Origin of the sequence: Kitasatospora sp. RG8 (assembly GCF_017813315.1) — a bacterium.
In the GTDB taxonomy this organism is placed as follows: Bacteria; Actinomycetota; Actinomycetes; order Streptomycetales; family Streptomycetaceae; genus Kitasatospora.
The window spans coordinates 116,160-137,838 of record NZ_JAGIYX010000025.1; the positions used below are offsets into that span (position 1 = coordinate 116,160).

The following is a 21,679-nucleotide window of genomic DNA, read 5'->3' on the forward strand; positions in this document are numbered from 1 at the left end:
TCGGGTGGACGTCCACCTGCATCCAACCGGTGCGGACGTCACAACTGCCAACCCGACGCACCTTCTCGGCCACCGATTTCCCTCCGGCCGCAGTCATCGCCGGCGGTTCGGGCAAGGACGGCGGAGGGGCCGCACTGGTCGGAGCCTGGTCGTTCTCCGCGCGGCCGACGACGGTGGTCTCATCGACCACCACGCTGCGAACCCGCGCGCCGAATCGTTCCTGCGGCCCTCGCCGAGTGAGCGGCGTGGCGGTTCATGAACTTCCGAGTACCCGTTCGAAGTTGGGCCTGTTTCCAGTATCGGAAACCTGAACCCCTTGCCCGCGCCCCGGTCGCTTCGGGAGCATCGACAGGAGACCGAGCGAGGAGGCAACAGTGGAGCTGACACGGCTCGTAGGGTCCTGTGATGAGGGTGAGTGCCCGACTCTCTACCTGACGGACCGGGGCACGCTCGCCGTCCAAGGCGAGCGGGTGACAGAGCACGATCTCCGGATTCCGGCTCACGAGACGCTGGTGGAGATTCCCGTCGAGCTCATCCGAAAGGCCGTCCGTGACAACCTCATCTAGGACCCTCGGAGAATGGCTCTCGCAGTTCAGTCGAGAGGCGTTTCGGCTGGAAACGTTGGACGACTACAGCCAGTCCGGCGGAGTGGACGCTTACCGCGCATTCCTTGCGGGTGAGGAGCAGCCGGAGGACTACAGGACCGCCGGCTGGGTCAAGACGGTGGCGGACGCCACGCGAGCCGGAAAGCGCATGTACCGCGTTCACATCCTTTCGCGCCCGCTCACCGACTATCTGCGATTCGAACTTGCATGGGGATATCACCGGAACATGGCGGCCGGAGAAGAGTTCTTCATTCTCGACACCACCAGCCGGGAGAATCCAACTCCGGAGGCGACGGACTTCTGGCTCTTCGACGACGAGACTGTGGCCGCGATGAGCTACGAGGGCAACGGCAAGTATCTTGGGGCGGAATTCCTCGGCGGCAGCAGGGTCGACGAATTCAGAGCGTGTCGTGACACCGTGATGGCGCATTCCGTGCCGTTCACGGAGTGGTGGGCAGAGTACGGCAAGTGAACAGGAGTCGGCTCGGGACGGCGCTGCGGGAACCTCCTCCGGAGCAGGAAGTCGGTGGGTCCGACTTCCTGCTCCCGAGCAGCGGCCGGGAACGACCGAAGTGTCCGGCTTTGACCGAGAACGGGGATGTTCGAGTCGTGCGGCGATGCCTGCACCGGGCCGCCCCGGGTGCGGCGGCTGCCGTGGCGCCTTCGTGTGATCTGGCTATCAACTGACCTATCGTCTACAACCAATCGGCGTCCGGACGGTCTAACCGACGTCCAACCGGTTCACTCTGGCCCCACCGGTCAGAGAGGGAACCTTCCTTCACTCGGAAAGAGCGAAAACGCTGATGAACCTCCGCCGTGTCTGGGCGTCGGCCGCGACCGCGGTGGTCCTGGGTTCGGTCGCGCTGGCGACCGCCCCGGCCGCCTCCGCGACCGCGACCACCGGCCCCACCGCCACGTCCAGCGCGAGCCCCTCCGCCTCGGCCACGTCCGCCGCCCCGGCCTCGCCGGCCGCGTCGGGCTCGCCCTCGGCCGCCGCACCCACCGGATCGGCCTCGCCGTCCGCCTCCGCCTCCGCCTCCGCGACCAAGCCGCCCAAGGGCACCCCCTCCGCGGGCGCCTCCACCGGCTCGGCCTCGCCGTCCGCCGGGCCGTCCACGCCGACCTCCGGCGCGACGCCGTCGGACCTCAAGACCGCCTTCCCCAGCGAGTGCAAGAACTGGCCCGTCGCCGACAAGCGGCCGATCGACACCTCGCTGCCCGGCCTGCCCTCCAAGCTCGAAGCCGGCTCCGGCTGGCACGAGTTCACCTACCGCGCGAGCAACACCACGTCCCAGACCCTCACCCAGGTCGACCTGGACCTGCACATGGGCACCGACGGCCTCGCGGTCAAGGACGTCAGCGAGCTGCTGGTCACCGTCGAGTGGTACGACTCCGCCGCCAAGCAGTGGAAGAACGCCTACCGCTACGACGAGTGGGGCTTCTTCGCCACCGCCCGCACCATCAAGGCCGGCGAGTACGTCGAGGCCAAGATGCGGATCAAGGCCGACGCCAAGGCCCCCACCGCCAACGGCTTCTTCCTCACCAGCGGCTACTCGCTCAGCGAGAACGGCGACTGCGACTTCGGCCACGTGAACCTCTTCAAGTTCACCGTCAACGCCGCCGGCACCCCGGCCGGGAAGCCGGAGGACGCCAAGCCCACCCCGGTGACCCCCGCGGACGCGGCGGCCCTGCCGGGTGTCACCAAGGCGGGCAAGGACGTCCCGCGCAACGAGCGGACCCAGCTCCCGGTCGCCGGGCGGCTCGCCGAGACCGGGTCGTCCTCCGCGACGCCGGTGATCGCGGGCGTCGGCGCGGCCACGCTGCTGGCCGGCACCGCCGCCGTCGTGCTGCTCCGCCGCCGCAAGGGCGGCGCAGCCGCGTAGCGGGGGCGGGGCGGTGGACGCCGGCCGGACGGTCGGCGTCCCCCGCCCCCGTGCTGTGCGGCGAGGCGCCGTGCGAGGCGCACCCGCCGGGCCGGTCGTTCACGCGGGGGTTCGGCCCAGGAACCCCGTCAGCTGCTGGCCCACGTGGAAGTCCTGCATGTGGATCCTGCAACTCTTCGTTTCGGACACGGCCTTGATCGCATCGCAGTAGGCGTTCAGCTCCAGCGCTCCGGCCTCGGGGAGGCCCGTGACGCCGAAGTAGATGGTCAGGCCGTTGATGCCGCCACCCGTCACGCGTTCGTTGAACCGCCTCAGTCGCAGTCGATCCGTGGGCGGTCGGGCCGGCTCCTTGACGACCCACTGGCCGCCCTCCCAGACCGACCATTCACCGACGGTCGCGTTGCCGTCGGCAGCGCCGGGGGCCAGCTTCACGCCCGCCGTCAGGATCTCGACGTAGAGCGAGACCTCTTCGAAGTACGTGGTGCTCCAGTGGTCGGGCGCCACGACGTCGATGTACATCTCCACGGTGTCGGGGTGGCCGGTGGGGTGTCTGAGCCCGGTGGTTCCGATGAACAGGATCTCGGACTCGCAGGTGGACGGCTCTTTGGCGTACGTGGCCATGAACGGCTCCCTTCGGCACCCCGGGGACCGGTATGCGTTCCGGGGTCTCCCGCAGAGAAAGCCGGACCGGACGGAGATCGGGTGGCAAGGGATGAGCGGTCCGGCCTCGGGCGCATTCACGAGATGCACGGTCACTGCGGCACGTTTCATGGAAGCACCGGTCCGACCCGGCTGCCAGTCGGGTCGCCGCGCCGGCGCCGGTGCCGGCCCTGGTGTCGGTGCTGCTCCGGGACGACCTGTCCGCGCACCCGGTGCCGCTCTGCGGGCGCCGGACGGGGTCCCGGCGGTCTGCCCGGGGGTGTGGGCCCGTCGACCCGGTCGCCACGGCTCAGGCGGCCTGGTGGTCGCGGACGGCAGCGAGTTCGCGCACCGCGTCGGCGACGGCCCGGAAGTCGTTGCGCAGGATCTTGGAGTGGTTGCTCGCGACCTTCGCGCTGACCCGGATGTTCGGGTTGCGGGCGAGCACCGGGTCGAGGTTGGCGCGGATCTGTTCCATCAACTTCGCGTCGCCGCCCAGGTTGCCGCCGGTGGCGAGCACGTAGCGGGCCGGTGCGGTCAGACGGTCGAAGACCGGGTCGAGGGCGGCGGGCGCGCAGAGCTCGTTGGCCTCGATGTTGATCTCGGCGTGTTGCGCGGCGCTCATCCGCGCGGCCAGGCCGAGCGGGCGGGCGATCGGGAACAGCGGGCTCATCCGGCGGAACAGCCTGCGGATCTGTTCCCGGGCGGCGTCGTCGAGCCACTCGTGCGGCAGGGCGCCGTCCACGGACACCACCCCCGAGGCGCGGTCCGGGTGCCGGGCGGCCCAGTGCATGGCGAGCATGGCGCCGTAGGACCAGCCCACCAGGATCGGCCGGTCCACGCCCCTGGCGGTGAGGACGGCGTCGAGGTCGCGCATGCACGCCTCGAACGAGTAGTCCGTGGCGCGCCTCGACCTGCCCCGGGCGCGCTCGTCGTAGGTGATGTGCCGGTAGTCGCCGCCGAGGTCGGCGATGACCCGCCGCCAGTGCGACTGGTCGGCGTAGGAGCCGTTGAGGTAGACGACGGGACGGCCGGGCCCGCCGGTGTCGGTCACGGCCAGCGCGGTGTCGTCGATCGCCACCATGCCGGTCCAGGCGGACTGCTCGCTGGTCATGTGTTGCCTTCTTCCGGTGTCAGTGCGTGATCGGGGATGGTGGGCGGTGATGTCGCCGCAGGAGGTGCGGCCGCGCAACCTGGCGCTCTGGCGGGCCTCTTCGGTCCGGGGGTGCTTCAGAGGCTGCGGGCGGTGATGTCGCCGTAGGAGGTGCTCGCGTGGATGTTCAGCCCTGCCGCGCCGTCGGTGTTCCTCAGCGCGTTGTGGATGCGGCCGTGGGCGGTGCCGGCGTCCAGGGAGGCGGAGGCCTCGGGGGCGGCGCCGACCGTGATGTCGCCGGCCTCGGTGCGCAGTTCGACGGTGCCGCGGACGGCCTCGGCGATGTCGATGTCGCCCTGCCGGGTGGTGATGCGGGCGGGGCCGCCGAGCCGGCCGATCCTGATGCCGCCAGCCTGGAGGGTGACGGTGGCGTTGTCGGTCTCGTCGAGCTCGACCGTGCCCTGGGCGCTGTCGAGGGTGACGTCGCCGAGGCGTCCGACGCCGCGGATCTCGGCGCTGGCGGTCTTCGCCTCGACGCGGGAGCCGGCGGGCAGCTGGACGGTGACCGCGACGGCTCCGGAGTTGCCGAGCATCCGGTCCCTGGCCGCGGGGGCCTCGATCCGCAGGACGCCGTCGGCGTATTCGACGGTCATCTGCTCGGCCGCCTTCACGTCGCGGCTCTTGGCGGCGTTGGCGGGGAGGATCTCGACGGTGGTGTCGGCCCGGTCGGCGGCGACGAGGCGGATGCGTCCGGCGGGGACGTCCAGGACGACGGCGATCGGGGCGGCGGTGTCGAACTTCTGCATCGGACTGTCCTGTCTGATCGGGCTTGGCGTTTCTGACTTCGCAAAAGCTACGTTGCGTTCATGGATCTGGCAACAGGTACGTTGCGAAAGATTCATATCAGCGCAGGTCAAGACATGATAATCGTTGCAATGAAAGTCGAATTAATGCAATGATGGTCAACTAGTCGTTGCAATGAAATGGAGGTGAGCGCCAGGCCGGGGTCTCCCGGGGCGCCTGTCGCGGCCTCCCGGATGGCTGGGGGTGGCTGGGAGTCTGCTGGGAGTCCGGTCAACGGACGGCCAGCGGCACGCCAAGCCGACCGTGTGAGCAGGGTGGATCATCCCGGGATGCCCGGATTCGGCCGGTCAGCGTTCTCCCAGCGCGCGCCCAGGACTCCGCAAGAGCGCCCCTGGAAGCTGTCTGCCATGAAGGTCCTCCCGCGACGGCGTGGTGCCGTCCTCCTGAACTCCGCGCTCGGCGTGGCCCTGGTGGGCGCCGTGGCTCTGGCGTACACCACGTTGGACAGCGGTACCGAGAAGTCGTCCGGAAAGGCCCAGGTCCGGACCGCGACCGTGGCCAAGGGCACGGTCCTGGCCACGGTGTCCGGAACGGGCACCCTGGCCTCGCCCACCGACGCGGCCCAGGACTTCACCACGGGCGGGAAGCTCACCGCCGTCAAGGTCGCGGTGGGCGACAGCGTCAAGAAGGGGCAGGTGCTGGCGACCGTCGACACCACGACCGCCCAGCAGCAGGTGGACGCCGCGCAGTCCGCACTGAACACGGCGAACGCCAACCTCACCAAGGCCCAGGCCGGGGTCACCACCACGACGACCCAGCAGATCCCGGCGACCGCGCAGCCGTCCAGCGGTGGCGGCGGCGCGGGCGGTGGGGAACGCGGAGCGGGCGCGAGCAGTGCGCCCGCTCCGCAGACCACCACCATCACCACCACCAAGGTGGACGACGCCGCGGTGGCCCAGGCCCAGCAGCAGGTGGCCACCGCGCAGACCAACCTCTCCAACGCCCAGGCGGCGCTGGCCGGGACGACGCTCACCGCCTCGGTGGACGGTACGGTCGCGTCCATCTCGGGCAAGGCCGGCGACACCGTGGGCGGGGGGACCTCAACCGCCTCGGGAAGCGCCAAGTCCACCGGCAGCAGCACGACTTCGGCCGCCCCGAGCGGCTTCATCGTGCTGACCAACCCGACCGGGATGCAGGTCAGTGCCAACTTCTCCGAGCTGGACTCGCTCAAGCTGAAGAAGGGCGAGGCGGCCACCGTCACCCTGAACGCGCAGTCCGACACCAAGCTCAACGCCACCGTGCTGTCGGTCAGTTCGCTCCCCGCGAGCAGCGGCGGCAGCGGCGGCGCGGCCGCCGTCCAGTACGCGGCGACGCTGCAGATCACCGGGGACACCAGCAAGCTGCGGACCGGGCTCAGCGCGACCGTCTCGGTGGTCACCGGCGAGGCCGACAACGCCCTCTCGCTGCCCACCGCGGCGCTGGCCGGCACCGGCAGCAGCCGGACCGCGACCGTGGTGCACCCGGACGGGACGACCGAGCGGGTCGACGTCGGCGTGGGCGTCGAGGGCGACACCACCGTGCAGGTGGTCTCCGGTCTGAAGGAGGGCGACAAGGTCGAACTCGCCACCACCAGCGGCACCAACGGCTTCCCGAACGGCTCCTTCCCGGGCGCGAACGGCGGCCGGGGCGGCGGAGCGGGCGGCGCCGGCGTGGCCGGGATCGGGGGCGCCGCCGGCGGTGCCGGTGGCGGCGGCGCGGGCCGAGGCGGTAACCGCGGATGAGGCGCCACGTCATCGACAACCGGGTGCCCTCCGCACCACCGCCGGTCATCCAGATCCGCAGCCTGACCAAGTCCTACGGACACGGCGACGCCACCGTGCACGCGCTGCGCGGCCCGTCCGACCCGGCCACCGGGGAGCCGTTGGGCGTCGGCCTGGACATCGAGCAGGGCGACTTCGTCGCGGTGATGGGCAGTTCGGGCTCCGGCAAGTCCACCCTGATGAACATCCTGGGCTGCCTGGACGTCCCGACCTCGGGCCGCTACCTGCTGGACGGCATCGACGTCGGACACCTGGACGAGCAGCAGCTCTCCCTGGTCCGCAACCGCAAGATCGGCTTCATCTTCCAGTCCTTCAACCTCGTCCCCCGCACCACCGCGCTCGCCCAGGTCGAGCTGCCGCTCGCCTACGCGGGCGTGCGGGCCGCCGAACGGCGCCGCCGGGCGCTGGCCGCGCTGTCGCTGGTCGGCCTGGCCGAGCGCGCCGGGCACCGGCCCAACGAGCTCTCCGGCGGTCAGCAGCAGCGCGTCGCGGTGGCCCGGGCCCTGGTCACCGCCCCGGCGATGCTGCTCGCCGACGAGCCCACCGGAAACCTGGACAGCCGCTCGACCGAGGAGGTGCTGGCGATCATCGACGGCCTCAACGCGACCGGCCGCACGGTCGTGTTGATCACCCACGAGGACGAGGTCGCGCTGCACGCCAAGCGGGTGCTCCGGCTGGTCGACGGCGCGATCATCAGCGACGTCCGGCAGGCCCCGGTGGAGGGGCCGCCGCCCGCCCTGCGCGCCGCGTCCGAGGCCCGGGGGGTGCTCGCGTGATCCTCTGGCAGATGCTCCGCTTCGCCGTCGGCGGCCTGGCGGCGAACAAGGTGCGCTCCGCCCTGACCATGCTCGGGGTGCTGATCGGCGTCGCGTCGGTGATCCTGCTGCTCGCGGTCGGCAACGGCTCCTCGGAGGCGGTCAAGGAGTCGATCACCTCGCTCGGCACCAACTCGCTGACGGTCAGCTCCGGCGCGTCCTTCGGCGGCTCGCGCACCGCGTCCACCACGAAGAAGCTCACGGTCGCCGACGCCAAGGCGCTGGCGAGCGACACCGAGGCGACCGCGATCAAGTCCGTCGCGCCGGTGGTCACGACCAGCGGCACCGCGCTGTACAAAGACATCTCGTACAGCCCGGGCTCGATCGTCGGCACCTACCCGGCGTACTTCGAGACGGCCAACCAGAAGATCGGCCACGGCGAGTACTTCTCCAACGACGACGTGCTCGGCTCCCGGAAGGTCGCCGTGCTCGGCGCCACCACCGCCAAGCAGCTGTTCGCCACCGCCGACCCGGTCGGCAAGCAGATCACCGTCGGCGGCACCCCGCTCACCGTGGTCGGCGTGCTCCAGGCCAAGGGCGGCACCGGCTTCACCGACCCGGACGACGTGGTGATCGCCCCGCTGCCGACCGTGCAGAACGCCTTCACCGGCTTCGGCTCGGTCAACCAGATCCTGGTGCAGGCCACCTCCGCGGACACCACCACCGAGGCGCAGTCCGAGATCACCCGGGTGCTGCTCGGCACCCACGCGATCGCCGACCCGAGCAAGGCGGACTTCCGGATCAGCAACCAGGCCTCGCTGCTCACCGCCCGCGAGTCCACCACGAAGACCTTCACGGTGCTGCTGGGGGCCGTGGCCGCGATCTCGCTGCTGGTCGGCGGGATCGGCATCACCAACATCATGCTGGTCACCGTCACCGAGCGGACCAGGGAGATCGGCATCCGCAAGGCGCTCGGCGCGCCGCGCGGGGTGATCCTCGGGCAGTTCCTCACCGAGTCCACCCTGCTCTCGGTGATCGGCGCCGGGCTCGGCGTGCTGACCGGGATCGCCGGCTCCCACTTCAGCATCGTCGGCATCAAGCCGGTGGTGATCCCCGAATCGGTGCTCGGTGCGTTCGGCATCGCCGTCGCCATCGGGTTGTTCTTCGGCAGTTACCCCGCCAACCGGGCCGCCTCGCTGCGCCCGATCGACGCCCTCCGGCACGAGTGACCACGCGCAGCCCGTACGCAGCCCACGAGCAGCCCACGAGCAGCCCACGAGCAGCCCACGAGTAGGACGAGACACCCATGAGCAACGAGAACGAGCCGCGCACCCCGGCCGAGCAGGTCACCCTGCTCTCCACCGCGCCGGACGCCCGGGACGTCACCGCGGAACTGGCCGCGCCCCCGCGCCGCAAGCTGCCCTGGCTGAGCCTCGCCCTGGGGGGTGCGGTGATCGCCACGGCCGCCTTCGCGGGCGGTGTCTGGTACGAGAAGGACAACGGCTCCGGCGGGTCCGGCCGGGCGGTCGCCGCCGGCGGCCAGCAGCAGCGTGGGCCCGGCGCGGCCCCCGGCCAGAACGGCAACCGCCGCAACGGCCAGGGCGGCCAGGGCGCGGGCCAGGGCGGTCCGGGCGCCGGCGGCCAGGGCGGCTTCACCCGCGGCACGGTCAAGGCCGTCGACGGCACCACGGTCTACCTCACCGACGCCAACGGCAACACCGTCAAGGTGACCACCGGCGACGCCACCAAGGTGCAGCTCAACAAGGAGGGCAAGGTCACCGACCTCCAGCCCGGCCAGAGCGTCACCGTGATGGGCACGCCGGACGCGAACGGCGGCTACAACGCCACCCAGCTCGTCGAGGGCGCCTCCGGCTTCGGCGGGGCGGGCGGCTTCGGCGGCGGGAACCGAGGCCCGTCCGGCGGCTGACCCCGCAGCCTCCGGACGTTTCGCGAGGCCCTCGCCCCTGGTGGGCGGGGGCCTTCGCGCGTCTGCGCGGCCCGTCCGGCGGCCGAAGGGCCGGTCACCCGGGCCGGACCTGCACGGCCTCCTGCCGACGCTCCTGTCGACGTTCGGGCCGGCGGTTGCCCGATCGGCCCGGACGCCGAGGTCGGAGGACCTGCCCGAAAAGCCCATCCGTCGTCAGATTCCTTGCGCGACAGGGCAGTTAGACCGTGGTAATCCGGCCGCCCGGGGTGTCTCCGCCTCGACAGCTATCGAACAAAGTGTTCTGATGATCGAACTGTAAGGCTGAAATTTCCGAACATCATCTGACTTGTGTCGGAGAAGCGAGGGAACGGTGCGGACTGTTCGCGGCGTGGCCGTCCTGCTGGCAGTGGGGGTCGTCGCGGCCACCCTGGCCACGGGAGACTCCCGCCAGGACAGACCGACCGCCGCCGACGTCACTGCCTCGACCCCTACACCCGGCCCGAGCGACACGCCGTCCGGCAGCCCCGGCACCGGCCCCGACGGCAGTCCGAGCGCCGGCCCCTCGCCGACCTGGGACGGCCAGGTCAAGGTGCTCGGCGACGGTTCCACCTCCTACACCGGTCCGCAGCCCCGCCAGCCCACGCCCGAGAAGCTGAAGCCCGGCGAGAAGCCGCCGCAGTTCGTGGTGTTCTCCTGGGACGGGGCGCTGGAGGGCGACGACCACCTGTTCTCGCGCTTCCGGAAGCTGGGCGAGGAGAACGACGCCCGGATGACGTTCTTCCTCAGCGGCATCTACACCGTGCCCAAGTCCCGGCGCGCGCTCTACCGTCCGCCGCAGCACGACGTCGGCGCGGCCTCCATCGACTTCGCCACCGACGCCCACATCAAGGACACCCTGGAGCAGGTGCGCCTGGCCTGGCAGGCCGGGAACGAGATCGGCACCCACTTCAACGGGCACTTCTGCGGCGACAAGGGCGGCGGCGCCTGGACCACCGAGGAGTGGAAGAGCGAGCTCGACCAGGCGGTCTCCTTCGTCACCAACTGGAAGACCAACACCGGCTTCAAGGACCTCCCACCGCTGCCCTTCGACTACACCAAGGAGCTGGTCGGAGGCCGCGCACCCTGCCTGGAGGGCCAGAAGGCCCTGCTCCCGGCCGAGAAGGCGGCCGGCTTCCGGTACGACGCCAGCTCGCCGGGCGAGTTCCAGGTCTGGCCCGGCAAGAAGGAGGGCATCTGGAACTTCCCGCTCCAGCTGCTGCCCTACCCGGGCAGGTCGACCCAGGGCCTCGCGATGGACTTCAACTTCCTCGCCGGCCAGTCCGGGGACAGCACCAAGGGCGACCCGAAGAAGTACGCCGCGTGGGAGAAGGAGACCCGGGACACCTACCTCGCCGGCTTCGAGCGGGTCTACAACGGCAGCCGGGCCCCGCTCTTCATCGGGAACCACTTCGAGACCTGGAACGGCGGCATCTACATGCAGGCCATCGAGGACGTGATGAAGAGCATCTGCAAACGCGACGGCGTCCGCTGCGTCTCGTTCCGCCAGGTCGCCGACTGGCTGGACGCCCAGGACCCCAAGGTGCTCGACAAGCTGCGCCAGCTGGACCCCGGGCAGCCGGCCGACTGGGCGCGCCTGGTCAAGTGACCCGGCCCGGGCGGCCGCGGGGCCCGCTGCCGCCCGCGCCGCCCGGCCGCCCCTACCGGCGACTCGCATCCGCCCGGCTCTCCTGGCCGCCGGCCGTCCTCATGTACGAGGTCCAGATCCGGGTGGGCAGCTCGGAGTCCGGGGTGTCCGGGGCCGCGCCGCCCACCCCCTCCAGCGAGAGCAGCTTCATGTCCTTCAGGTCCGCCCGGAAGACGGTGACGGCCGTGGACACCTGCCCGTTGTAGCCGACGAACCACCCCGCCGTGCGGTCCGCAGTGGTACCGGGCTTCCCGGCCAGGTCCGGCCCGGCCCCGGCCGCCGGCGTGGCGCTCCCGGTGCGGACCGCGTCCTTGAGCGCCGCGTCCACCTCCCCGGCGGCCGCCGGGGTCAGCGCCTGCACGGCGGTCGGCAGGCGCAGCGCGAGCGGCGCGCGGTTGCGGGTGATGCCGAGCACCGAGTAGGGGTCCGTGTGGCTGCCTCCCGCCGCGAAGGCGGCGTACGCGTCGGCGGTCCTGATCGCGCTCGGCGTGGAGTTCCCGACCCCGAAGGCCGGCACCAGCTCGCCGATGCTGGCCGGGAGCAGGCCCAGGTCCGCGGCGGTCTTCTGCACGCGGTCCAGGCCGACATCCATGCCGAGCTGCATCATGGGCCCGTTGACGGACTGCTCCACCGCGCTCCTCAGGGTGACCGTGCCCCAGTCCCGCCTGCCGTCGTTGGCGGTCTTCACGATCTTCCCGTCGCGCCCCCAGTACGGCCCCTCCGGGGTCATCACGTTCACCCCGTTGTTGCCGTTGTAGGTGGTGGTGGGCAGCACCGGGGTGCGGCCGCCGTCCCGTTGGCGCTGCACGCCCTGGCTGAGCCCGGCGGCGTACACCAGCGGGGTGAAGGCCGAACCGATCGGCACCGAGGAGGTGTTGGCGTTGTTGAAGCCCTGCTTCAGGTAGTCGGGGCCGCCGTAGAGCGCGACGATCCTCCCGTCGGGGGCCACCGAGGCGGCGCCGACCCGCAGGAACCGGTCGGCGTCGCGGTTGGCGGGGTCGATCCCCTTGGTGGCGTCCTGCACCGCGGCGGCCAGGGCGTCGACCCTCGGCTTCTCGAACGTGGTGTGTATCTGGTGGCCGCCGAGGTCGAACTGGGCCGCCGTGATGTCGCTGTGGCCCTCCACGTAGTTCCTGGCCATGTCCACCAGGTACCCGACCTGGCCGCTCAGTCCGGCCGCCTTCGGCTGGGGCCGGGGCTCGGGGAACACCGTGTACTTGGCGCGCTCGGCCGCGGAGAGCTTGCCGACCTCCACCATCCGGTCCAGGATCCAGGACCACCGGTCCTCGGCCCGCCGGTGGTTGTCCGCGCTGAGCGCCGGATCGAACTGCCCGGCCCCCTTCAGCAGGGCTGCCAGGAAGGCGCCCTCGCTCGGATCGAGCTGCGAGACGTCCTTGCCGTAGTACGCCGCCGCGGCGCGTTCGATGCCGTAGCTGCCGCGCCCGAACCAACTGGTGTTCAGATAGCCGGTCAGGATGTCCCGCTTGCTCATCCGGTGGTCCAGTTTGATCGCGATGACGATCTCGCTGAGCTTGCGGGACATGTCCTGACGCTGGTTCAGATAGCTGTTCTTGACGTACTGCTGGGTGATGGTCGAGCCGCCCTGGGTGTCGCCGCCCGAGCCCATCTGGTAGACCGCGCGGCCGATGCCGGTGAACGAGATCCCCGGATCCGAGTAGAAGGTCTCGTTCTCGGCGGCCAGTACGGCCCACTGCACCGGCTCCGGCACCCGGTCGAGCGGCACGTCCTGCCGGTTGACCTCGCCGATCCGCGCCATCTCGGTGCCGTCCGCCCAGTAGTAGACGTTGTTCTGCTGGGTGGCGAAGGAGTTCATGTCCTCCGGGACCTCGGTGTTCACGAAGAACCAGGCCAGCCATCCCGTCAGGACCGCCGCCCCGGCCGCCGCGACCAGGAGCAGCTGCCGCCAGGACGGGAGCCAGCGACGGACTCCGCGCCGCCCTCTGCGCGGGTAGTCGATCCGCAGCAGCGGGCGCCACCGCCGCTGTCCGGGCTTCTCCTTCTCGGCCCCTTGCTGAGCACGCACAGTCCGGCCTCCTAGCCGTTCGTGAACAGACCCCCGAAGACGCAGACGCGGTGGGGGCGGCATCGCGACGGCTCGCCAGGGCCGGATGTGATCACGGTCATACTGCGCGGGGCGGCCGGGTGGCGATCTCAACCGCGCACCCCCGCAGAGCCGTTGGCCGCGCGGGCGACGCCGCGGCCGCGGCTGCGGGCGGCCCCTGGCCTGCCGGGCCGCCCGGGCGGACGGCGTGGACCGCCTGGATCGCGCCGACGGCGCCGGGTGCGGTCGCTCCGGCGGTGCGCCCCTCGGCGGCGTCCGCCGGGCCGGTCGTCCCGTCGGTGACGGAAAGCGGCGGCGGCAGAGAACGGCGGCAGAGAACGGCAGCGGCGGAGGAAGGCGGCGACCGGTGGCCGAACGGCGGGGTGGCGTACGTCACATCCCGGGCGGCCGCGGTCCGCCGGGGTGCGTCGTCCGCCCGAACCGCACGGACGGCCCCGTGAGGGAGGCCGCCCGTGAGCCCGCTCCGTGGACCGTCAGGGCCACCGGCCGCCGCCCGCCCGCCGGAGGCCCTCCCTGGCCGCAGGCGTCCCCCGGGGCGCCGGGGGTGCCCGGGGCGTCCCCGCCCGTGCGCACACCATCGAAGGCCGCTCGCCAGGCCTGTCCGTTCGATTCCGCCCGATAAGGTGTTAATCCAACATTCATCGATGGCGCATAGCCTCCCCGGGCTAGCCTCAAGCTGAACACCATCGTCCGACCGGGAGGCAGAACCCCCGTGCAAGGCACTGTGTCCACACCAGGAACCTCCGCGGTGGCCGGCGGCCCGGGGGAGGCGTTCCTCCTCGTCGTCGACGACGAACCCAACATCCGCGAGCTGCTCTCCGCCTCGCTCCGGTTCTCCGGTTTCCGGGTCGCCTCCGCCGCCAGCGGCACCGAGGCGCTCGACCTGATCGCCGCCGAACGCCCCGACCTGGTCGTCCTCGACGTCATGCTCCCCGACCTCGACGGCTTCACCGTGGTCGAGCGGCTGCGCGAGCAGACCAGCCGCGGCCAGATCACCGGCCCCGCCCACGGTCACCACGGCGACCACCTGCCGGTGCTCTTCCTCACCGCCAAGGACGGCGTCGGCGACAAGGTCCAGGGCCTCGCGGCCGGGGCCGACGACTACGTCACCAAGCCGTTCAGTCTGGAGGAGCTGATCGCCCGGATCCGCGCCATCCTGCGCCGGGCCGGCGGCCCCACCGAGGACGGCCGGCTGGTCGTCGCCGACCTCACCCTCGACCCGGTCGCCCACGAGGTCACCCGCGGCGGCACCTCCGTCGCGCTCTCCCCCACCGAGTTCAAGCTGCTGCACTACCTGATGGCCAACGTCGGCCGGGTGGTCTCCAAGGCGCAGATCCTCGACCACGTCTGGGCGTACGACTTCGGCGGCGACCTCTCCATCGTCGAGTCCTACATCTCCTACCTGCGCCGTAAGCTCGACTCCGGGCCGGCCCACGGCCCCAAGCTCATCCACACGGTGCGCGGCATCGGCTACGCGCTGCGCCGACCCCCGCAGAACTGACGGAACCCCTCCGATGCTCACCCGGCTGTCCCTGCGCGCCCGGCTGCTCGTCCTGGTACTCGCCCTGGTCACCACCGGGCTCGCCGTCAGCGACACCGTCGTGCTCGGCACCGTCCGGATGCAGCTGGTGCAGCGGCTCGACGAGCAGCTCCAGCGCTTCGCCGAACCGCTCTCGAAGCGCGCCCCCGGCCGGATCACCTGGCCGGACAACAGGCAGCCGTCCGTCACCGGCAGGCGGTCCGCCCCGAACTACCTGGCGGCACTGCCGAGCCAGTACCTCGTCGAGTACCTCTCGGGTGACGGCAAGGTCCAGCAGGTCGTCCGCCAGCCCGTCTCCGACAACGACCCGGCACCGCAGCTGGCCGGGCTCGACCCGGCGGCCACCACCGCCGACACCCCGTTCGACCTGCCCGACCAGCGCGGCCAGCGCACCTGGCGGGCGCTGCTCCTGCCGCTCCAGCGGCAGTCCGCCCCGGCCAGCGCCTTCGCCGCGCCGACCCCCACCCCCGCGTACCTGATGGTCGCCGTCTCCCGCGAGGACATCGACGCCACCGTCGGACGGCTGCGCACCGCCTTCCTCGGAATCGGCGGCGCGGTGCTGGTGCTGATCGCGGTGCTCGGGTTCTTCGCCGTCCGGGCCGGGCTGCGACCGCTGCGCCGGATCGAGGCGGGCGCCGAACTGATCGCCTCCGGCGAGCTCTCCCACCGGATGCCCGCCCTCCCGCCGACCACCGAGGTCGGCCGGCTCTCCATCGCGCTCAACGGCATGCTCACCCAGATCGAGGCCGCGTTCGCCGCCCGCGCCGAGTCCGAGGCGCGGATGCGGCGGTTCGTCGCCGACGCCTCGCACGAGCTGCGCACCCCGCTGGCCGGCATCCGCGGCTTCGCCGAGCTGTACCGGATGGGCGCGCTGCCCACCGACGCCGACGTCCGGCGGACGATGGCCCGGATCGAGAACGAGGCCGTCCGGATGGGCACCCTGGTCGAGGACCTGCTGGTGCTCGCCCGGATCGACGAGGAGCGCCCGCTCGACCTGGCCCCGATGGACCTGCGCACCCTCGCCGCGGACGCCCTGCACGACCTCACCGCCCTCGACCCGTCCCGCCCGGTCGCCCTCACCGGCCCCGCGGGGACGGGTGCCCCCGGCCCGGCGCCCGTCCTCGGTGACGAGGCCCGGCTGCGGCAGGTGGTCACCAACCTGGTCGGCAACGCCGTCAAGCACACCCCGCCCGGCACCCCGGTCCGGATCGGCGTCGGCACCGCGGACGGCCTCTGCCTGCTGGAGGTCGCCGACTCCGGCCCCGGCCTCACCGCCGACCAGGCCGCCCTGGTCTTCCACCGCTTCTACCGGGTCGACGCCTCCCGCAGCCGCCACGACGGCGGCGGCGCCGGCCTCGGCCTCGCCATCGCCACCGCCCTCACCCACGCGCACGGCGGCACCCTCACCCTGCACACCGCGCCCGGCACCGGCGCCACCTTCCGCGTGGAGCTCCCGCACCAGCGGTGAGGCGCCGTCGCCGGGTCGCCGTTGTCGGGACGCGGCTGCCGGGTCGCGGTTGCCGGGATGCCATCGCTGATTCACCCGCGGGCCCGCTGGGCCCTGCCGCGCCTGGCATGACGTCAGTTCCGTTGCGAACCAGGAAGTCCGGCGGTTCCCTCCTTGCTGGAAATCGGCATGGAGCGTACAGAACCCGTATGCATAAGATCGGCCCGCTGAGCGGTAATGACCGCTCTGACAACGGCTTTTGCTGTTCTTCGATCCGAAAGGGATCACCGTGAACCTCCGCCGTACTCTGGTTTCGGCTGCCATGATCGCCGCCGTGGTCTCGCCCGCCGCCGTGTTCTCCGCGGCACCCGCCTTCGCGGCACCGGCTTCGACGACCCGGACCCAGAACGACACGGCTTCGATCGCCGCACTGGAGAAGGCCGCCGCCGACGCCGCCACGGCGTACGACGCGGCCGTTGCCGCCGAGGCCGCACAGCAGGCCAAGGTCGAGGCCTTCATGAACGACTCGCAGCCCTACCTGGGCAAGCTCGAAGCGGCCCGGGCCGCCGCCAAGGAGACCGCCGCCGCCAAGGCCGCCGCCGACAAGGAGCTGGCCGCGGCCACCGCCGCCACCGCGAAGCTCGACGACCCGGCGACCACGGAGGACGAGCGGGTCGCCATCCTGACCCGCCTGCACAAGGCCACCGAGGCGGCCAAGGCCGCCGACGCCGCCAACGCCACCGCGGAGAAGGCCAGGACCGCCGCCGGCAACGCCCTCGACGACGCCAGGGTCGCCGAACTCCGGAAGCTGTACACGCTGGGCGAGGCCAAGAAGGCCGCCGCAGCCGCCAAGGCCACCGCCGACAAGGTCCTCGCCGACGCCAAGGCCGCCGCCGCGCAGCAGCCCGCCAAGGAGGACACTCCGCCGGCCCCCGCCGACTCCACCGGCACCCAGCAGCCGGGCGCCGTCACCCCGGTCGCGGACACCGCCGTCACGACGGCCGGCGACACGAGCACCACCAGGAGCAGCACCACGAGCACGACCGCCACCTCGGCGAAGACGACCACCTCGACCACCTCGACCACCTCGACCACCTCGACCACCTCGGCCGCCGAGCTGGCCGAGACCGGTTCGAACCCGGCCACCCCGTACCTCGCGCTGGGCGCGGGCCTCGCCATCAGCCTGGGCGCCGCGGCCGTGTACGTCTCCCGCCGCAAGGCCGGTCAGTCCGCCTGACCACCCGTTCGCGCCCGTTCGGGAGGCGGCCGCGAACTCGACGCCGTGGGGGAGGCCGGTGCACCGGCCTCCCCCACGGCGTTCCGCGCAGAGCTGTTCCACCGGAGGTCACCGGCGGTCGTCGGGGCTGACGCCCTCCCCTGCCAGGCCCTGGGCCAGCAGGCCCGCCTGGAAGCGGGAGGTGGCGCCGAGGGCGGTCATGACCTCGGCGACGCGGCGGCGGTAGGTGCGCAGCGAGAGGCCGAGCAGGCGGGCTCCGGTCTCGTCGGTGTGGCCGGCGGCGAGGGTGCGCAGGATGTGCCGGGCCTGCTCGCTGAGGTCCGGCGGGGCGGCGCAGTCGGCGAGGTCGGTGGCGGTCTCCCAGGTGGCGCGGAACAGGGAGCGGACGCCGTCGACGACCTCCGGCGAGTGCACCACGGTGTACGTCCGGACGCCGCGTACCGGGGCGCCGGCCAGGATCGCCGTGCGCCGGTCGATGATGATCGCCTCGCGGGCCAGCGGTCCGTCGCAGATCCGGACCTCGATGCCGGAGGCGGAGATCCGCAGCAGCCGCCGCACCGACTCCGGGTCGGCCATCGCCCGCCGGGTGTACAGCTTGCGCATGGTGAGGCCGGGGACGACGTGCGGCCGCTTGCCCTCGCGGAAGGCTGCGTTGACGCCGGGGGACCAGGTCACCAGGTCGGCGGCCGCGACCAGGAACTCCTCGCGGGAGCCGACGAAGAGGTGGCCGGCGAGCCGGACGAGCTCCTCCTCGCCGTGCAGGGTGATGATCGGATCGGTACTCATGGCAGCAAGCTGCCAGATCGGACGGCGGGTTGGCGAGCGCGCCGGAGGCTTGATGCCATGACGACCTCACCTCATGTCACCGCGTCCGGTTCCCTGCTCCTCGGCGGCGACCTGCCGGTGTCCCGGATGGGCTTCGGCGCGATGAAGCTGCCCATGCGGGACTGGCAGGGCCCGGCCTGCGATCCCGAGCAGAGCCGTGCCGTGCTGCGCCGGGCGGTCGAGCTCGGCATCGACCACATCGACACCGCGTGGTTCTACTTCTTCCGGGACGTCTTCGCCAACACGCTGATCCGGGAGGCCCTGTACCCGTACCCGGAGAACCTGGTGATCGCCACCAAGGTCGGCCCGGGCCGCGAGCCCGACGGCACCTGGATGAACCCGGCCGGCCCGGCGGAGCTGCGGGAGGCCGTCCACCGCAACCTGCGGGAGCTGGGCGTGGACCGGCTCGACCTGGTGTACCTGCGGCGGATGCCCACCCAGTCGTCGATCTCCGCGCCCTTCGAGGCCCTGGCCGCGATGCGCGAGGAGGGACTGATCCGGCACCTCGGCGTCAGCAACGTCAACGCGGCGCAGCTCGCCGAGGCGGAGGCGATCGCGCCGGTGGTCGCGGTGCAGAACAAGTTCAGCGTCCTGGACACCGAGCACGGCGACGGGATGCTGGCGGACTGCGAGGCCCGGGGCATCGGCTTCGTCCCGTTCTTCCCGCTCGGCGGCACCGGCGTGCCCGACCACCCGGCGCTCCGGCGGGTCGCCGAGCGGCACGGGGCCACCCGGGCCCAGGTGATGCTGGCCTGGCTGCTCGCCGTCTCACCGGCGGTCCTGGCCATCCCGGGCACCTCCTCGCCGGCCCACCTGGACGAGAACGTGGCCGCGGCCTCGCTGCGCCTGGCTCCGGAGGACCTCGCGGAGTTGGGTGCGCTGGCCCAGGGGCTCGCTGCCGTCTCCCAGGGGCAGTAGGTAAATCCGTCTAATTCTGGGGGAGTTTTCCCGTCGGCCCAGCGGGAAGGCCGCCGCCGACGGGGAATCCGCAGAACGACGAAGGGCCGTTCCGATGCCGCTGCCGCCGCCCGGGCCGGGCGTTTCCTTCCGGCGCGATCTCAGTGAGTGGCGGGTCGCGCTCGTGGCCTGGCGGCTGCTGGTCCTCCAGGCCTCCCACCCGGTGGTCTCGGCCGGGATGACCGAGCACTCCACCTACCGCGGCCACCCCTGGCGGCGGGTCGAGCACACCATGGGCAGCGGCCAACAGCTGTTCCAGGCCGACGAGGAGGCGCTGCACCGCGAGGTCGGGCGGCTCGACCGCGCCCACCGGCGGATCCGCGGCACCACCCCGGACGGCCGGCCGTACGACTCCCACGACCCGGCCACCCGGGCCTGGGTGCTCCTCACCCTCTTCGAATCCGTCGTCGCCATGCGCGAGTTGAGCGGGGACCCGTACACCGCGACCGAACTGGAAGCGGTGTACGGGGAGTTCACCGCGGTCGTCGCCGCGTTCCGGCTTCCCGAGGGCGCCCTGCCGCGCACGGCGGCCGAACTCCCCGGCTACTTCCGCACGATGGCGCGCGAGCAGCTGGAGTTCACCGACCAGGCGCGCCACCTGCTGTACGAGATGCTGCACGAGGCGCCCTGCCCGCGGCGGCTGCACTGGCTCGGGCCGGCCGGCTGGCGGCTGCTGCGGGCGGTCGCCGCCCGGGTCGTCACCACCCTCACCGTCGCCGACCTCCCGGCCGTCTACCGCGAGCGCTTCGGCCTGGTCCGCACCCGCCGCGCGGCGCTGCTCTCCCGGTTGCTGCACCACGGCGGCCGGGCACTGATGACCAGGCTGCCCGAGCAGCGCCGCTACCGCTTCCGGCGGCCGGTCGTGCCGCCCCGGCGCCGCCCGCCCCGGGAGGACACCCGGCCGCCCCGGCTGGACCGGTTCTTCGACCAGGTCCTCGACCAGACGGGCGACGGCTACGTCACCGCACACGACCTCCAGGCCATGGCGCACAACGTCTGCTGGCAGCTTGAGCTCACCGAGGAGGCCGAGGACCGCGTCCGCGCCGCCTTCGAGGACTGGTGGGGGCAGCTCCGCGCGACCATGGACACCGACGGCGACGGGCGGATCGACCGGGCCGAGTTCGTCGCCGCGACCCTGGCCGGCTGCGACCGCGACCCCGAGTACCTCGAACGCGGCCTGCTGCCCGCGCTGCGTGCCGTCTTCGCCGCCGCCGACACCGACGGCAGCGGCACCCTCGATGCCGACGAGTACCGGGCGGTGTTCGGCGGGCGGCGTGTGCATCCTGCCGAACTCTCCCACGGATTCCGGCAGTTGGACGTGGACGGGGACGGTGTCATCACCGAGGTGGAGTTCCTCCGCGGGTTCACCGAGTACTTCACCGCCCGCGGCCCCTCGACCGCCGGAACGCATCTGCTCGGGCGGCCCTGACCGCGCCCGCCCGCGCCCACCGCCGTCGCCGCCTACCGCCTGCCGTCGCCGCCTGCCGCCCCCCGCTACGCCGACGCCGAGGCGCGGAGCGCGGCGACGGTCTCGGCGACCAGGGTGCGGGCGTCCGCGACGGTGGCCGCCAGCTCCTCCCGGGTGTCCCCCGGTGCGGCGAGCAGCCGGCGGGCGCGCGGCCCGAAGCCGGCCGGGGCGGCCGGCAGGCCCGCGGCGACGTCGAAGGCGCCCTTCTCGTTGAGGCACCAGCGGCGGGCATCGGCGTGCAGGGCCTGGACGAGGATGCCGACGGCGCGCGAGAGGCAGAGCGCGACGTACAGCGTGTCCGCCCGGGCCGCGCCCTTGGCGGCGCCGGCGAGCAGGAACTCCGCCTCCCAGGTGCTCGCCGTCAGCGCGGCCCGCAGGGGTTCGGGATAGTCGGCCAGCGCGGTCCGGAGCGAGGAGAGCTCGCCGTCCGGGTCGGCCAGGATGCGGCCGAGCGCCAACTCGCCCGGGTAGCAGGGCGACCAGAACCCCAGCGGGTGCCCGGCCTGCATGCCGACCTCGTAGCGGCCGGCCCGGCAGTCCGCCCAGACCCGTCCGACCCGGTCGAGGTCGCGCAGGATCCAGTCCACCGCCACCCCGTCGATCTCCAGCCAGGCCCCGCCGTTGACCCACGGCCCCCATTCGCCGGGGCCGGCCACCTCGAAGCGGGGGCCGGCGAGCTCGCGCAGGGCGTCGAGGTCGAGGGCGCCGCGGTAGTAGACACCGAGGTCCCAGTCGGACTCCGGCCGGTGCTCCCCGCGGGCCCGGCTGCCGCCCAGCGCCACCCCGACGACGCCCGGTACCCCGGCCAGCCGCCCGGCCATCGACTCGATGATCGTCTGCATCGTCCGCATGGAGAGGGAGTCTGGCACAGGCCGGAAGACACCCTTGCGGGGGAGCCGGGGGGCGGTTCTA

19 protein-coding genes are annotated in these 21,679 nt (G+C 72.4%); 13 read left to right on the forward strand and 6 right to left on the reverse strand.

Features of this window, described 5'->3' with window-relative positions; translation table 11 throughout:
* Positions 1–374 precede the first annotated feature (374 nt).
* From J5Y04_RS30100 to J5Y04_RS30110, 3 genes are all read left to right on the forward strand, one after another.
* A complete protein-coding gene (locus J5Y04_RS30100) occupies positions 375–566 on the forward strand; it encodes a hypothetical protein (RefSeq protein WP_148644874.1) in 192 nt (63 codons plus the stop codon).
* Complete coding sequence (locus tag J5Y04_RS30105) at positions 550–1,077, forward strand: DUF6879 family protein (protein ID WP_209415549.1); 528 nt, start codon at positions 550–552, stop codon at positions 1,075–1,077. The genes J5Y04_RS30100 and J5Y04_RS30105 overlap by 17 nt, the downstream gene beginning before the upstream one ends.
* Before the next feature lie 331 nt (positions 1,078–1,408).
* Positions 1,409–2,488, forward strand: coding sequence for an LAETG motif-containing sortase-dependent surface protein (locus tag J5Y04_RS30110; protein WP_209415550.1), 1,080 nt, complete (start codon positions 1,409–1,411; stop codon positions 2,486–2,488).
* A gap of 99 nt (positions 2,489–2,587) precedes the next feature.
* On the opposite strand, the gene J5Y04_RS30115 is transcribed toward J5Y04_RS30110, so the two are convergent.
* The 3 genes from J5Y04_RS30115 to J5Y04_RS30125 form a co-directional block, all read right to left on the reverse strand.
* Positions 2,588–3,109 (reverse strand): hypothetical protein, encoded by a 522-nt coding sequence (locus J5Y04_RS30115; RefSeq protein WP_209415551.1) that lies wholly within the window; start codon positions 3,107–3,109, stop codon positions 2,588–2,590.
* A gap of 328 nt (positions 3,110–3,437) precedes the next feature.
* Positions 3,438–4,241 carry an alpha/beta fold hydrolase gene (locus J5Y04_RS30120; protein ID WP_209415552.1) on the reverse strand — a complete coding sequence of 268 codons (804 nt, stop codon included), beginning with the start codon at positions 4,239–4,241 and terminating at the stop codon, positions 3,438–3,440.
* 116 nt (positions 4,242–4,357) lie between these two features.
* Positions 4,358–5,026 (reverse strand): DUF4097 family beta strand repeat-containing protein, encoded by a 669-nt coding sequence (locus J5Y04_RS30125; protein ID WP_209415553.1) that lies wholly within the window; start codon positions 5,024–5,026, stop codon positions 4,358–4,360.
* 405 nt (positions 5,027–5,431) lie between these two features.
* On the opposite strand from J5Y04_RS30125, the gene J5Y04_RS30130 reads away from it, so the two are divergent.
* From J5Y04_RS30130 to J5Y04_RS30150, 5 genes are all read left to right on the forward strand, one after another.
* Positions 5,432–6,805, forward strand: coding sequence for an efflux RND transporter periplasmic adaptor subunit (locus tag J5Y04_RS30130; RefSeq protein ID WP_209415554.1), 1,374 nt, complete (start codon positions 5,432–5,434; stop codon positions 6,803–6,805).
* Entirely contained in the window at positions 6,802–7,620 is an 819-nt protein-coding gene (locus J5Y04_RS30135; RefSeq protein ID WP_209415555.1) for an ABC transporter ATP-binding protein, read from the forward strand. Before J5Y04_RS30130 ends, J5Y04_RS30135 begins: the two co-directional genes overlap by 4 nt.
* The gene (locus tag J5Y04_RS30140) at positions 7,617–8,828 is read left to right on the forward strand and encodes an ABC transporter permease (protein WP_209415556.1); all 1,212 of its coding nucleotides are present in this window, start codon (positions 7,617–7,619) and stop codon (positions 8,826–8,828) included. The genes J5Y04_RS30135 and J5Y04_RS30140 overlap by 4 nt, the downstream gene beginning before the upstream one ends.
* 77 nt (positions 8,829–8,905) lie before the next feature.
* Entirely contained in the window at positions 8,906–9,526 is a 621-nt protein-coding gene (locus J5Y04_RS30145; RefSeq protein ID WP_209415557.1) for a DUF5666 domain-containing protein, read from the forward strand.
* A gap of 370 nt (positions 9,527–9,896) precedes the next feature.
* Positions 9,897–11,171 carry a hypothetical protein gene (locus J5Y04_RS30150; protein ID WP_209415558.1) on the forward strand — a complete coding sequence of 425 codons (1,275 nt, stop codon included), beginning with the start codon at positions 9,897–9,899 and terminating at the stop codon, positions 11,169–11,171.
* A 52-nt stretch (positions 11,172–11,223) separates the two neighbouring features.
* On the opposite strand, the gene J5Y04_RS30155 is transcribed toward J5Y04_RS30150, so the two are convergent.
* Positions 11,224–13,317 (reverse strand): transglycosylase domain-containing protein, encoded by a 2,094-nt coding sequence (locus J5Y04_RS30155; protein ID WP_209415559.1) that lies wholly within the window; start codon positions 13,315–13,317, stop codon positions 11,224–11,226.
* Positions 13,318–14,017: 700 nt separating this feature from the next.
* Here J5Y04_RS30155 and J5Y04_RS30160 point away from each other — a divergent pair.
* The 3 genes from J5Y04_RS30160 to J5Y04_RS30170 all read left to right on the forward strand — a co-directional run bounded on the left by J5Y04_RS30160 (position 14,018) and on the right by J5Y04_RS30170 (position 17,517).
* A complete protein-coding gene (locus tag J5Y04_RS30160; protein WP_307853375.1) occupies positions 14,018–14,794 on the forward strand; it encodes a response regulator transcription factor in 777 nt (258 codons plus the stop codon).
* Between the two features lie 13 nt (positions 14,795–14,807).
* The gene (locus J5Y04_RS30165) at positions 14,808–16,301 is read left to right on the forward strand and encodes a cell wall metabolism sensor histidine kinase WalK (RefSeq protein WP_209415560.1); all 1,494 of its coding nucleotides are present in this window, start codon (positions 14,808–14,810) and stop codon (positions 16,299–16,301) included.
* A gap of 301 nt (positions 16,302–16,602) precedes the next feature.
* Positions 16,603–17,517, forward strand: coding sequence for an LAETG motif-containing sortase-dependent surface protein (locus J5Y04_RS30170; RefSeq protein ID WP_209415561.1), 915 nt, complete (start codon positions 16,603–16,605; stop codon positions 17,515–17,517).
* A gap of 108 nt (positions 17,518–17,625) precedes the next feature.
* On the opposite strand, the gene J5Y04_RS30175 is transcribed toward J5Y04_RS30170, so the two are convergent.
* The gene (locus J5Y04_RS30175; RefSeq protein ID WP_209415562.1) at positions 17,626–18,303 is read right to left on the reverse strand and encodes a LuxR family transcriptional regulator; all 678 of its coding nucleotides are present in this window, start codon (positions 18,301–18,303) and stop codon (positions 17,626–17,628) included.
* A 57-nt stretch (positions 18,304–18,360) separates the two neighbouring features.
* Between J5Y04_RS30175 and J5Y04_RS30180 the strand changes: the two genes are divergently transcribed.
* Together J5Y04_RS30180 and J5Y04_RS30185 are read left to right on the forward strand one after the other, a co-directional pair.
* Complete coding sequence (locus tag J5Y04_RS30180; RefSeq protein WP_209415563.1) at positions 18,361–19,260, forward strand: aldo/keto reductase; 900 nt, start codon at positions 18,361–18,363, stop codon at positions 19,258–19,260.
* Positions 19,261–19,354: 94 nt separating this feature from the next.
* Positions 19,355–20,728: an EF-hand domain-containing protein gene (locus J5Y04_RS30185; protein ID WP_209415564.1), complete on the forward strand. Its 1,374-nt coding sequence runs from the start codon at positions 19,355–19,357 to the stop codon at positions 20,726–20,728.
* A gap of 65 nt (positions 20,729–20,793) precedes the next feature.
* Here J5Y04_RS30185 and J5Y04_RS30190 read toward each other — a convergent pair whose 3' ends face one another.
* Positions 20,794–21,609, reverse strand: a complete 816-nt coding sequence (locus tag J5Y04_RS30190) for a nucleotidyltransferase domain-containing protein (protein WP_209415588.1) — start codon at positions 21,607–21,609, stop codon at positions 20,794–20,796.
* Positions 21,610–21,679: the final 70 nt, after the last annotated feature.

What these genes read in the sequence shown, in the direction of transcription:
- J5Y04_RS30110 (WP_209415550.1), top strand. Translation starts at nt 1,409, where the DNA reads ATGAACCTCCGCCGTGTCTGGGCGTCGGCCGCGACCGCGGTGGTCCTG.
- J5Y04_RS30115 (WP_209415551.1), bottom strand. Translation starts at nt 3,109, where the DNA reads ATGGCCACGTACGCCAAAGAGCCGTCCACCTGCGAGTCCGAGATCCTG.
- J5Y04_RS30120 (WP_209415552.1), bottom strand. Translation starts at nt 4,241, where the DNA reads ATGACCAGCGAGCAGTCCGCCTGGACCGGCATGGTGGCGATCGACGAC.
- J5Y04_RS30125 (WP_209415553.1), bottom strand. Translation starts at nt 5,026, where the DNA reads ATGCAGAAGTTCGACACCGCCGCCCCGATCGCCGTCGTCCTGGACGTC.
- J5Y04_RS30130 (WP_209415554.1), top strand. Translation starts at nt 5,432, where the DNA reads ATGAAGGTCCTCCCGCGACGGCGTGGTGCCGTCCTCCTGAACTCCGCG.
- J5Y04_RS30135 (WP_209415555.1), top strand. Translation starts at nt 6,802, where the DNA reads ATGAGGCGCCACGTCATCGACAACCGGGTGCCCTCCGCACCACCGCCG.
- J5Y04_RS30145 (WP_209415557.1), top strand. Translation starts at nt 8,906, where the DNA reads ATGAGCAACGAGAACGAGCCGCGCACCCCGGCCGAGCAGGTCACCCTG.
- J5Y04_RS30155 (WP_209415559.1), bottom strand. Translation starts at nt 13,317, where the DNA reads ATGCCGCCCCCACCGCGTCTGCGTCTTCGGGGGTCTGTTCACGAACGG.
- J5Y04_RS30165 (WP_209415560.1), top strand. Translation starts at nt 14,808, where the DNA reads ATGCTCACCCGGCTGTCCCTGCGCGCCCGGCTGCTCGTCCTGGTACTC.
- J5Y04_RS30170 (WP_209415561.1), top strand. Translation starts at nt 16,603, where the DNA reads ATGATCGCCGCCGTGGTCTCGCCCGCCGCCGTGTTCTCCGCGGCACCC.
- J5Y04_RS30175 (WP_209415562.1), bottom strand. Translation starts at nt 18,303, where the DNA reads ATGAGTACCGATCCGATCATCACCCTGCACGGCGAGGAGGAGCTCGTC.
- J5Y04_RS30180 (WP_209415563.1), top strand. Translation starts at nt 18,361, where the DNA reads ATGACGACCTCACCTCATGTCACCGCGTCCGGTTCCCTGCTCCTCGGC.
- J5Y04_RS30185 (WP_209415564.1), top strand. Translation starts at nt 19,355, where the DNA reads ATGCCGCTGCCGCCGCCCGGGCCGGGCGTTTCCTTCCGGCGCGATCTC.
- J5Y04_RS30190 (WP_209415588.1), bottom strand. Translation starts at nt 21,609, where the DNA reads ATGCAGACGATCATCGAGTCGATGGCCGGGCGGCTGGCCGGGGTACCG.